Annotated in this window: 4 protein-coding genes; all 4 read right to left on the bottom strand. The window is 50.2% G+C overall.

Annotated features, from left to right (window positions below):
* Nucleotides 1-1,858 (bottom strand): hypothetical protein (locus OXH16_10620; protein ID MCY3681843.1); only part of this gene is annotated, 1,858 nt, incomplete at its 3' end.
* Between the two features lie 56 nt (nt 1,859-1,914).
* A complete protein-coding gene (locus tag OXH16_10615; protein MCY3681842.1) occupies nt 1,915-5,244 on the bottom strand; it encodes a hypothetical protein in 3,330 nt (1,109 codons plus the stop codon).
* 122 nt (nt 5,245-5,366) lie between these two features.
* Nucleotides 5,367-5,804 carry a hypothetical protein gene (locus OXH16_10610; GenBank protein ID MCY3681841.1) on the bottom strand — a complete coding sequence of 146 codons (438 nt, stop codon included), beginning with the start codon at nt 5,802-5,804 and terminating at the stop codon, nt 5,367-5,369.
* A gap of 55 nt (nt 5,805-5,859) precedes the next feature.
* Nucleotides 5,860-6,285 (bottom strand): hypothetical protein, encoded by a 426-nt coding sequence (locus tag OXH16_10605; protein ID MCY3681840.1) that lies wholly within the window; start codon nt 6,283-6,285, stop codon nt 5,860-5,862.
* Between the last annotated feature and the right edge of the window lie 55 nt (nt 6,286-6,340).

The raw sequence follows: 6,340 nt of genomic DNA, 5'->3' as shown, positions 1-6,340 counted from the left end.
ACCGACTGCCGCCCTGGTTGCGAACAGTTGCATATAGCCTGAAGGATGCACCTGCTTTCGGGTTACTTTCGCTAACTGTAGGCGAATCAACGACCAGGTCAGAACCACTAACCGTGACGGTGACAGCGCTGGAACAGTTGTTGCCTGTGTTGGATTCGCCAGTGACTGTCTCGACACAAGCTCCGTAGTAGTATGTACCTTCACTCAATGGTGCTTCCAAATAAGCCCTCTCATCGCTGGTTTCGGAAGGATCAAGGGGGCTAACGTAGCTGGTCTCTATTTCTGAATCACCTGTTGTGATCGTCGCATCGGTTGATAGATAATAGCGCAATGTCGTAGAGGGAGCCGCACCACCACCCTGATTGCGAACAGTGGCACTCAATATGAAGGATGCGCCTGGTCCCGGACTACTTTCGCTGACTGCAGGCGATTCGACGACTAAGTCAGAACCGCTAACAGTGATGGCGATTGCGCTGGAGCAGTTGTTACCTGTGTCAGATTCGCCAGATACCGCATCGACACAGGCTCCGTAGTAATACGTGCCCTCAATTGACGGGGCTGTCACGCGAGCAGATTCCTCGCTGGTTTCGGAAGGGGCAAGGCGGGTCACATGATCCGTCTCTACTTCTGTATCACCTGTCGTGATGGTCTCATCGGTTGACAGATAATAGCGCAATGTCGTAGATTCAGACCGACTGCCGCCCTGGTTGCGAACAGTTGCATATAGCCTGAAGGATGCACCTGCATCCGGGCTACTATCGACTGTAGGCGATTCGACGATTAAGTCAGAACCGCTAACAGTGACAGTGACAGCGCTGGAGCAGTTGTTACTTGTGTCAGATTCACCAGTGACTGCATCGACACAGGCACCGTAGTAATACGTACCCTCAATTGACGGTGCTTCCAAATAAGCCCTCCTATCGCTGGTTTCAGAAGGATCAAGGCGGCTCACGTAGCTGGTCTCTATTTCTGAATCACCTGTTGTGATGGTCTCATCGGTTGACAGATAATAGCGTAATGTGGTAGAGGCAGACCGCCCGCCACCCTGATTGCGAACAGTCGCACTCAACGTGAAGGATGCGCCTGGTCCCGGACTACTTTCGCTGACTGTAGGCGATTCGACGACTAAGTCAGAGCCAAGAACAGTGATGGCGATCGCGCTGGAACAGTTGTTACCTGTGTCAGATTCGCCAGATACCGCATCGACACAGGCACCGTAGTAATACGTACCCTCACTCGATGGTGCCTCTATCCGAGCGGACTCATCGCTAATCGCAGAGGGATCAAGGCGACTCACATAGTCCGTATCTACTTCTGTATCACCTGTCGTGATGGTCGCATCAGTTGACAGATAATAGCGCAATGTTGTAGATTCAGACCGACTGCCGCCCTGATTGCGAACAGTCGCACTCAGCGTAAAGGATGCACCTGCATCCGGGCTGCTATCGCTGACTGTAGGCGTTTCGACAATTAGATCGGGACTTCCACCGGGCGTGCCCTGGCCCGGTGGCATAGGTGACGTTGGTGGCGTTGGACGTTTCTGTGCTGCAACGTTTTTGCCGAAGTTGTCGGTTAAAATTAGAAAGTCTTCAAAAGCGATTTTACCATCGCTATTGAGGTCGTATTTTGCATCGTACTTATCTTGACCCTCCTCGGATCCAAACGCGCTTACAAACATCAAAAAGTCGGGAAAATCCACAATCCCACTGCCGTCAAAGTCGAGAGAAGGTGGCGCAGCGGTCTCTGTGGCTACGCTGCTGATCTGTGGGGATAGTGATCGGGGGTAGATCAAGAAGATCAGGCTCAGCAGACTGGTGATGCCGAGTACGAAGGAGAGAAATTTAACGGGAGGTTTCATGATGTATGGATAGTTTTGCCACTCAGGGCTAACTTGGTCCGCGATTAGAGCAGTGGTTAATTCGAGGAGCCTTCTTTACCGAAGGCACTGGCAAAGATCAGAAAATCACCAAACCCAATGGTGCCATCCCGATCCAGATCATACCGCGCTTGATATGCCTCATCGTCCTGGCTTAATCCAAATAGGGCTACGAACAGCAAAAAGTCGGCAAAGCCAACTGTTCCATCGCCATCAAAGTCGGGATTGGGCGTTTGAGGCGTGATATACGGCGACATATCCCACAGGAGGATTGTGCCATCCTCTGATCCGGAAGATAGCAGCATTCCATCTGGGGAAAACGCCACGGAAAAGACGTTGTCTGTATGCCCTTCAAGAAGGGTGGCGTTTCCATTCGCTACGTCCCACAGGAGGATCATGTTATCCAGAGATCCGGAGGATAGTATTGTCCCATCGGGTGAAAAGGATACAGAAGTGACTGCTTCTGTATGTCCTTTAAGCGTGGCGGTTGTTGCGTGAGTGGCTACGTCCCACAGCAGAATTGTGCCATCTATTGATCCGGAAGCGAGTAGTAGCTCCCCATCCTCATTCTGCGAGAATGCCATAGAAGTGACTACCTGCGTATGTCCCTCAAGCGTTGAGGTGTTTCCAGTCGCAATGTCCCACAGGAGGATGGTGCCATCCAGAGATCCGGAAGCGAGTATTGTCCCATCGGGCGAGAACGCGATAGAACTGACTGCCTGTCCTTCAAGCGTTGAGGTGTTTCCAGTCGCAATGTCCCACAGGAGGATGGTGCCATCCAGAGATCCGGAAGCGAGTATTGTCCCATCGGGCGAGAACGCGATAGAACTGACTGCCTGTCCTTCAAGCGTTGAGGTGTTTCCAGTCGCAATGTCCCACAGGAGGATGGTACTATCCAGAGACCCGGAAGCTATCAGCCTCCCATCTGGTGAAAACGACACAGAAAAGACATCTCCCGAATGTTCTTCAAGCCTGGTAATCTGCTCTTTTCTCGCTGTGTCCCATAGGAGGATGGCGCCATCTACTGACCCGGAAGCCAGTAGTGTTTCATCCTCATCGGGCGAGAACGCGACAGATCGGACTGCCTGTATATGTCCTTCAAGTGTGGTGGTATTTTCTGTTGCGATGTCCCACAGCAGGATGGTGCCATCTACTGACCCGGAAGCCAGTAGTAGTCTCTCATCCTCATCCCGAGATAGGGATACAGAACTGACATTAGCTATATGTCTTTCAAAGGTGGCAGTGTTTGTGCGCGTCGCAATGTCCCACAGCTTGATCGTATTATCATCAGATCCGGAAGATAGTGTTGTTCCATCGGGCAAAAAGGACACAGAACGGACATCATCTGTATGGCCTTCAAGGATGGTGGCATTTTCTGTCGCGATGTCCCACAGCACAACCGTGCCATCTCCTAATCCAGAAGCGAGTATTGTACCATCAGGTGAAAAGGCTACGGACAAGACATTGCCGCTACGCGCCTCAAAGGTGTCGGTCGTTGAGCCTGTCTGTACGTTCCACAGCTTGATCGTTCTATCCAAAGATCCGGAAGCCAGTACCCCCTGGTGGGAAAACGACACAGAACTGACCCAATCTGTATGTCCTTCAAGTGTGGTGGCGTTTCCCGTCGCAATATCCCACAGTACAACCGTGCCATCCTTTCGTCCAAAAGCTATCAGCGTTCCATCGGGGGAAAATGCCACTGATTCGACCGACCTGGATGCTGTCAGTGTCCCTTTTTGTGAAAATGCTACGGGAGAGATATTGCCCCTATGCGCTTCAAAGGTGTCGGTATTTTGTCCCGTCGCGATGTTCCACAGCGCAACCGTGCCATCTGCTGATCCGGAAGATAGTTGCATCCCATCTCTTGAAAACGCCACAGAATTGACGGCACTCGCAGAGGGTAATAGCATGAGTTCACGGGAGATCGCCACATCGTAAAGCCATACGCCAATGCCACTTGCCACCGCGAGATTTTGACCGTTCGGCGAGAATGCGACTGCCTTATCTCCTGTACCAATGGGTCCTTTTCCCAGGCGTGCGATTGCACCGTCGGGTACATGCCAGGTTGGATAATCACCGTCCAGGCTCGGCAAAGCAGGTGTTCCAATGCTTATTGCATTAAATATCTCCGGGTCACGCCCGACGATAGATACTTCAACGGTATTTGTCCCTGGATTGGGACCGAGGGTAAGCGTTCTCTCTACGCGGCCATTTGCATCGGTTGTTGCGTACTCAATCGTGAATCGTCCGCTGAGTTTTCCCACGCCAGCGATAACTCTGAACGTGACCTGCACATCTGGTAAGGGATTGTCGTTCTGATCTCGTACTTCGACGATCAGGGGATTCGCCAACATTGCTCTGGGCGTGCCTTGCTGGTTGTCGCCGGAGATTTTTCTCAGTATGTCAGGGCGAGGCTGCGTCCATTCAGATACGTTCCAAAGCCAGATCCTGCCATTCACGGACCCGGAAGCGAGTAGCGTCCCATTGGGTGAAAACGCCACAGAACGGACCGCATTTTTATCTTCCTCAAGGGTGGTGATTTGTTTTCTTTTTGCCACGTTCCACAGCACAACCATGCCATCCACTGATCCGGAGGAGAGTACTGTTCCATCTTGCGAAAATGCTACAGAACTGACGGCATCCGTATGTCCCTCAAGGGTGGTGATATTTGTGCCCGCCTGTACGTCCCACAGTTTGACTGTGTTATCATCAGACCCGGAAGCGAGGATCGTGCCGTCTTGCGAAAACGCCACAGATGAGACATCATCCGTATGCCCTTCAAAGGTGGCGATATTTGTGCCCGTCACCACATCCCACAGGAGGGTTGTACCATTCGCTGATCCGGAAGCGAGTAGCGTTCCATCTTGCGAAAATGCCATAGAACTAACGGCATTCCTGTGTCCCTCAAGGGTGGTGGCACTCTTCGTCGCCACGTCCCACAGGAGGATCGCGCCATTCACGGACCCGGAAGCAAGCAATATTCCGTCTGAGGTAAATGCTACAGAACTGACCACATCTGTCTGATCCTCAAGGATGGCAATATTTGTGCCCGCCTGTACATTCCACAACTTGACTGTGCCATCTATTGATGATCCGGAAGCGAGTAGTGTCCCATCAGGGGCATACGCTACAGCACTGACTACATCTGTATGCCCTTCAAAGGTGTCGGTATTGCGTCTGGTCGTCACGTTCCACAGCACAACCGTGCCATCCCGTGATCCGGAAACGAGCATTGTGCTATCGTGTGAAAATGCCACGGATACGACTGCATTGGTATGCCCCTCAAGGGTGTTTTGAGCGCGGCTATCCTGCACGAATAACAAGAGGACGAGAATAAAAAAAGTGGGATAAAGAATGAATTTTTTCATCGGTTTATCTTACTCAATATCGGAAGGGAGAAGGCCTGGTTGTCTGTAGAACTATCCAGAGGAAAGGAGGGCTATTGGTCTGCGGAAGACGTGACGAGCACGAGGGTGAGAGATTTGGTCGTTTAATTAACCTCGTGAGCGGTCAGAAACATTGACTTTACCAGAGATGTGAAGAAATTCTGATATATTATTGGATCTTTAACAGGCTGACCGTAGTACGCATTCATCCGCACTAACACTTGCGTTTCCCCCCTTGAACGAACAGTAACTGTTATTTGCAGTGAATATTTGTCGATTCTTCTGGCAGTAATTGTGCCAAGTGCTTCGTCTGCTTTTTTTATGACAAATCCGAAATCTTGAAGTGTGGCTATTATGGCTCTGAGCGTCTTGTTCTCATCTGTGGTATCGAATGCACGGGTTTGCATGCTTCGAATTTGCAGTTGACTTTCATGCAATTCTATCTTCGGCGATTGCTCTGCTTTTGAGAATGATCCAGTTCCAGACAACCCAATTATTATAGGTGCGGCAATCACCGTTGTCAATATCCTGAAGATTTTCATATTTCTATTCCTCTGGTATGGGGTATGGCGTCGATGAGGCCGATACAATGGTCGTTTAATCAACCTCGTGAGCGGTCAGAAACATCGATTTTTCCAAATACGTGAAGAATTTTTGATATGCTGATGGATCTTCAACACCCTTTTGGTTGTATTCCATATTTGCACGCACAAATACCTGTGTTTCACTTTTTGGACGAACAGTAACGGTTATTTGCAACCAATCAGTCATTCTTGTGGCACTAACCACTCCAAGTACTTTATTTGCTTCATCTATGAGAAAGTCGAAATCCTGGAGGGTGGATATTACACTTCTAAGCGTCTTTTTTTCGTCTGTGGTGTCAAATACACGGGTTTGCATACCTCGCAACTTGACTTGACTTGTATCCATTTTCATCAATTGCTTTTTGGGTGTTGCACATCCGGATAACCCGATTAATATGGAGGTGGCAATTACAGCCGCCAATATCCTGGGAATTGCCATATTTTATGTCCCTTGAGATGTTTTTACTCGTACCGGTGTTGTGGCTGACACAATG

The sequence above is a fragment of the Gemmatimonadota bacterium genome, from assembly GCA_026705765.1.
Classification (GTDB): domain Bacteria; phylum Latescibacterota; class UBA2968; order UBA2968; family UBA2968; genus VXRD01.
The sequence above is the reverse complement of the archived record's forward strand: the minus strand, read 5'-3'. Positions and strand labels throughout refer to the sequence as shown.